Genomic DNA, 5,753 nt, shown 5'->3' with positions numbered 1-5,753 from the left:
CCCGTCTGATTTTCTTTGTTGATGTGGATTTTTGCGAAAAAAAAGCGGCGAAAAACAGCTGCCTGCTGACGTGGATAACGCCGTCTCATTTGGGCTGCATAAGACCTTGCCGTCCGGAGCCTGGGATAGTCGCAGTGGTTGTAAAGGAGTACGCTGTGTCGGATTTAGTCAGTTTTCAAAGATTAAAAGCTTTACCTGCTCCTGTGTGGATGTTGCTGCTGGGCAATTTTTTTGTTCGTGGCAGTTATTACATGGTATGGCCTTTTATTTCGGTATTGTTGTACCGCAAGTTTGCGTTGTCGGCCGCTGAAGTAGGTTTTTGGTTAACCTGTGCTGCGTTAGTTGCTGTGGTCAGTGGTTTTTATGCCGGTTATTTATCCGATAAATTTGGCCGTAAACCTTTGTTGTTATTTGCTGCTTTGGTCGGTGTTGGTGCTTTTAGTGCTTTTGCACTGGCAGAAACAAAAACTGCAGTGATTTGTTGTATTTTTTTAGCCACTTTGCCACGTGCTTTGTGGGATTCCCCCAGCAAAGCCTGGCTGGGGGATTTATTGCCGGACAGTAAAGACCGCGAGCTGGCGCTGCAGGGTTTGTATTTTATGGTGAATGCCGGTGCCGCTGTTGGTCCTTTGCTGGGCATCTGGGCGGGCGTTAGTGGCAATCAGCAGGCGTTTTTTCTGACGGCTTTTTCTTATGCCTGCCTTGGTTTGGGTATTTTGTGGTTATACCGAGTCAGGTCACAGCGCCCGCACCATCTGCCGCAGGCCGGGTTAAATTTAAAACTAACCTTACAAATTCTGCGACAGGACCACTTATTTTTATTGGTGATAGTGGCCAATATTCTGATTAACTTTATTTATGCCCATGCCGATTCCAGCCTGATCCAATACCTGACCCGCGCCCATTTTGCCGAGCTGGTGAGCCTGATCGCCGCTTTGGGTATTTTAAATTCGCTGGTGATTGTGACTTGTCAGTTTCCGCTGTTGCGGTTGTTGTCGGGCTGGCCTGTGGTCAAACGTATTTATCTGGGCATCTTACTGCTGGCATTGTCGCAACTTTGGTATGCGCTGAATCCTATCAGCTGGTACTGGGGTTGGCTGGGCGCCACTTTGGTATTGAGTCTGGGAGAAGCGATTTTATTTGCAAATATGAATGTGCATTTAGACCAGCTTGCCCCCGCCAATTTGCGCGGCAGTTATTTTGGTGCTGCCAGTTTATATGCCATAGGTTTTTCGTTGTCACCGCTGATTGGCGGTTTGGTGCTGGATTGGCTCGGTGGTCCGGCCCTTTATTTTGGCAGTTTTTTGCTTTGTATCCTGGTGGTGTTTTGTTACCGCATCAGCGGTCGCTTGCGCCGACCGGATTTTAGCCAGTTAGCCAACGCAAACTCATCAGATAGCTGATTGAATTTTAGTCAGATTTCCCCTAGATTGGTTTTTGAATTTGTTCAGGCAGTCGGGTTGTAGTGGCTGCATTTTTAATGCACGTGAGTTCAAAAGGAATCATCATGAATAGTCACAAAGGAATAACCAGCAAACCCGGATTACTGATGGCTGCCGTCAGTCTGAGTTTGCTGGTTGCCTGTAATAAAGCACCCGAAAGTCCGGTGGCTGCTGTCACTGCACCTGCCGCCAGTACTGAGGCTGCCAAAGCTGCTCCCGAAGCAACATTAGCTTCTTATACAGCGGAGCAGTTTTACGCCACTAAATCTTATATGGGCAATAAAATTAACCACAATGGTCAGTCGTTGTTGGTTGCTTCGGACGAAACCGGTGTTTTTAACCTGTATCGTGTCAGTCTGGATGGCAGCAGCTGGCAGCAGTTAACCAAATCCACCACTGATGCCATGATGCCGGTAGACTGGTTTCCACAGGACGACAGGGTGCTTTATACCGCCGACCAGGGTGGCAACGAGTTGCATCATTTATATGTATTGGCGCCGGATGGCACTGTCACCGACATTACGCCTGGTGAAAAACTAAAAGCCATGTTTTTAGACTGGCACGGCAATGACGCCTTTTGGGTGGCCAGCAATGAGCGCGACCCGAAGTTTTTTGATTTATATAAATACGACGCCAAAACTTACCAGCGCACTTTGGTATATCAGAACAATGATGGTTTAACAGTGGACGCTGTCAGCGATGATGGCCGTTATCTGGCGCTTAGTAAAGAGCGCACCAACGCCGACAACAACCTTTATATCATTGACTTACAAAGCAAAGAACAAAAGCCACAACATATAACTCCGCATGAAGGCAATATTACTTTTGCCATTCATGGTTTTAGCCGCGACTCTAAAACTTTGATTTATGGTTCAGATCAAAACTCAGAGTTTAGCCAGGCACAGCTGTATGACATCACCAGCAACAAAAGCAGTTTGTACCAACAAGCCGACTGGGACATTAGTTTTATCGACTTTAGCAAAGACAATAAATTTAAAGTGGTTGGGGTGAATGCCGATGCTTCGACCAAAATTCAGATCCTCGACCAGAACACCGGACAAGAGCTGAAATTGCCGCCCTTGCCGGTAGGTGATTTACGCGGCATTAACTTTTCTGATGACAGCCAGTATCTGAGTTTTTATGTCAATGCCGACAACAGCCCGTCCAATTTATATGTCTGGAAAGTGGGTGATGCACAGGCAAAACGCCTGACGCAGGCGCTGGACTCTGCTATTGATGAAAAAAATCTGGTGATGAGTGAAGTGGTGCGTTACGCCAGTTTTGACGGACTGCAGGTACCGGCCTTGTTGTACCGGCCACAACAAGCCAAAGACACCGCCAAGGTGCCGGCGCTGATTTGGATCCACGGTGGCCCTGGTGGTCAGTCCCGTACCGGTTATAACCCGACTATTCAGCATCTGGTGAATCAGGGTTATGCCGTGCTGGCGGTCAATAATCGCGGTTCCAGTGGTTATGGCAAAACCTTTTATCATCTGGACGATTTAAAACATGGTGAAGACGATCTGCAGGACATAGTGTTTGGTAAAAAATATCTGCAGTCGCTGAACTGGGTGGCCTCAGATCGTATTGGTGTGATGGGCGGCAGTTATGGTGGTTATTTAACCATGGCGGCCATGGCTTTTACTGACGAATTTAAAGTGGGCATTAATATTTTTGGCGTCACCAACTGGCTGCGTACTTTGGAAAGTATTCCGCCTTGGTGGGAGTCATTCCGCGAATCTTTATATGCCGAGCTTGGTGACCCGGCCAAAGATGCTGAACGCTTAAAACGCATTTCGCCATTGTTCCACGGCGACAAAGTGAAAAAACCTGTGCTGGTGGTGCAAGGTGCCAACGACCCAAGGGTACTGCAGGTCGAAAGTGATGAAATGGTGGCGGCCATCAAGAAAAATGGTGTACCTGTTGAGTACGTGTTGTTCCCGGATGAAGGCCATGGTTTTGTCAAAAAAGCCAACCGTATTACGGCACAACAAGCTTATTTAAGCTTCCTGCAAAAACATCTGTAATAAAGCATGGCCGGAAGGGTTTGACCTTCCGGCCCCTTCTGCTTAACCTTGGCAAAGTTTCTGTCGACTGGATTTCACCATGACCCGCCCTGCCAACAATAACCCAGCAGCTACTTTATCGGCCGAACGCAAAAATGCATTGCGGCTGGACAAACAACTGTGTTTTGCCATTTATTCCACTTCGTTGTTAATGACCAAAGCTTATAAACCCCTGTTGGATCAGCTTGGCCTCACCTACCCACAATATCTGGTGATGTTGATTTTGTGGGAAAAAGATGGCCTGACCTTAAAAGACATTGCAGAACAGTTACAGATTGACTCCGGCGCTTTAACCCCTGTGATTAAACGACTGGAGGCTTTGGGTTTATTAACCCGTCGCCGCCAACCAGACAACGAAAGAGCGTTGGATATTTGTCTGACCGAAGCAGGTTGGGCCTTGCAGGTGCAAGGCAGTGAAGTGAATCAGTCATTGGGCGCTAAATGTGGTCTGACGGAACCCGCTATTGCTCCGCTGCGGGAAGAATTGGTTAGGTTACGGCAGAAACTGGCTCAGTTGCTGTAATTATTTTTTGTTTATTTCCAATCTGTTAGATCTGTTTTTTGCTTGAAGGATAAAAAAAGTACAAATTAATTTGCGAGATAATAGTTATTGCGATAACATTGTCAGCATCAACAGATTGCACCATAGGTAATGGCTGCAGTTTTAACCCCGCAGTAAAATGCTGTTGCCGCTGGTGACAACAATAAAAGCGGGGTTTTATTGGTCAATATAGTTATCGCGATAATTGTTATTTCAATACGGCAGATGCCGTCAGGAGCAAAAATGAAAGTTCTGTATAAAACCGCCGCTACCGCAACTGCTGGCCGTGATGGTCGTGCTGTATCTGAAGATGGTGTATTGGATGTGAAACTGGCAATGCCAAAAGAGCTGGGGGGCGCCGGTGGTGCTGCCACTAACCCGGAACAACTTTTTGCTGCAGGTTATGCCGCCTGCTTTTTAAGTGCGTTGAAATTTGTTGCTATGCAACAAAAACAAACGTTGCCGGCAGAGGCCACTGTCAAAGCTGAAGTGGGTATTGGCCAGGCTGAAGTTGGTTTTGCTCTGGATATTGAGTTGCAGGTCAACTTACCAGGACTGCATCCTGAGCTGGCACAGTCGCTGCTGCAGACCGCACATCAGGTTTGTCCTTATTCCAATGCCACCAGAGGCAATATTGTGGTGCGATTGCTGCTGTTATAACCAAGGTTTATCAAACTGATGGTTGGTCTTTGAGTTGTGAAGATAGTTCTGCTGCACTGCAATAAGGCGCAAAAATAACACAGATCCGCTGCTGTTATTTTTGCGCTGCTAACAACCGGAATTTATGCCTGACCCTGACTACACTTGATGTCACCCCTGCCATCTGCTTACTAAAATTTTATGGCCAGCGAACTCCTTTGTTGTTATCAGGAAGATGACCCCAAACATTGTTGTAAAGCGCCTGCCGGCCCTTCCGGTTTGTGTTATTGGCACGATCCGACCATTTGCAAAGATAAAGCCGAAGACAAAACTGCGCTGGAGCAACATGCCCGTGCCGGCGGTCAGCTGCGGGGCTTGGCATTAAAAAGAGCACAACTGGCCGGGCTGAATTTGGCTGCTGCGCCAGGCCAGACCGGTTTTGATTTAAGTTTCAGCGACTTATACCGGGCCAACTTGCAAGGTGCGCATTTATATAAAGTGAACTTAAGCCAGGCCAATGTGATGAAAGCCGATTTGCGTGATGCCAATGTGCATTGGGTTAACGCCGAGCAAGCGAATTTGCTGGGGGTCAAATGGGCCGGAGCCCGGCTGGAAAATATGCAACTGGGCAAAACTCTACGCCAGGAAGCAATCGCACAACAGGCCGTCAAAGCCGGGGATCAGACACTGGCGCAGGATTATTTTGAACAATCGGAAGAAATTTACCGCGACTTACGCAAAGCGGCCGAACACGAAGGTTTGTTTGTATTGTCAGGTTTATATATTCAGCAAGAGCTGCGGATGCGGCGTTTTCAGTATCCAAAATTTAGTAAAAGACGTTTTTTATCCAAACTGATAGACGTATTTTGTGGTTATGGCGAAGAGCCGGCACGGGTGGTGATTTTTTCGCTGGCGCTGATTTTTTGTTGTGCCATTGCCTATTTTTTTCTGGGGGTGATGAGCGCAGGTGAAGTTCTGCGCTTTGATCCGGCCTCAACTTTTGTTGAGCAACTGCAGCTCTTTGGCACCTGTTTATATTATTCGGTGGTTACTTTTACGACCCTG

General features: G+C 47.4%; 5 protein-coding genes. All 5 read left to right on the top strand.

The window, feature by feature from the left end:
• Positions 1 to 155 precede the first annotated feature (155 nt).
• On the top strand, positions 156 to 1,403 hold the full coding sequence (locus RCH83_RS16110; RefSeq protein WP_306523807.1) for an MFS transporter: 1,248 nt from the start codon (positions 156 to 158) through the stop codon (positions 1,401 to 1,403).
• A 104-nt stretch (positions 1,404 to 1,507) separates the two neighbouring features.
• The gene (locus RCH83_RS16105; protein ID WP_306523806.1) at positions 1,508 to 3,469 is read left to right on the top strand and encodes a S9 family peptidase; all 1,962 of its coding nucleotides are present in this window, start codon (positions 1,508 to 1,510) and stop codon (positions 3,467 to 3,469) included.
• Between the two features lie 79 nt (positions 3,470 to 3,548).
• Positions 3,549 to 4,031 carry a MarR family winged helix-turn-helix transcriptional regulator gene (locus RCH83_RS16100; RefSeq protein ID WP_306523805.1) on the top strand — a complete coding sequence of 161 codons (483 nt, stop codon included), beginning with the start codon at positions 3,549 to 3,551 and terminating at the stop codon, positions 4,029 to 4,031.
• Positions 4,032 to 4,292: 261 nt separating this feature from the next.
• Complete coding sequence (locus RCH83_RS16095) at positions 4,293 to 4,709, top strand: organic hydroperoxide resistance protein (protein ID WP_306523804.1); 417 nt, start codon at positions 4,293 to 4,295, stop codon at positions 4,707 to 4,709.
• A 180-nt stretch (positions 4,710 to 4,889) separates the two neighbouring features.
• Positions 4,890 to 5,753: pentapeptide repeat-containing protein (locus RCH83_RS16090; RefSeq protein WP_306523803.1), on the top strand; the 864-nt coding region annotated here is incomplete at its 3' end.

It is taken from the genome of Rheinheimera sp., assembly GCF_030824435.1.
GTDB lineage: Bacteria > Pseudomonadota > Gammaproteobacteria > Enterobacterales > Alteromonadaceae > Pararheinheimera.
Note: the sequence above shows the minus strand (reverse complement) of the source record. Positions and strands in the feature narration are given on the sequence as shown.